At 53.7% G+C, this 205-nt stretch carries 1 protein-coding gene; it reads right to left on the bottom strand.

Annotation, left to right across the window (positions count from 1 at the left end):
• Window positions 1-205: VCBS domain-containing protein (locus AC1EU2_RS18825; RefSeq protein WP_480299809.1), on the bottom strand; the 205-nt coding region annotated here is incomplete at both ends.

The following is a 205-nucleotide window of genomic DNA, read 5'->3' as shown; positions in this document are numbered from 1 at the left end:
CTGAGTCATTGAACAGGTTGAAGGTCCACTCGCCTGTTTCACTGTTGAGTATGAACTCACCGTAATCGGCAAATTGATCGCTGACCAGTGTCCAGCTTAGGTCGCCTTGTGCGTTGTCGACGTCAGTGGCATTGAGGTCGCCACTGACACTTGGCGTGCCTGGGATGTCGTTGTTTTGTGCGTCAACGCCCGCTTCATCGACGGA

Source organism: Parashewanella sp. 2304DJ23-3 (genome assembly GCF_056591695.1).
This window is presented reverse-complemented; position numbering and strand designations above follow the sequence as displayed.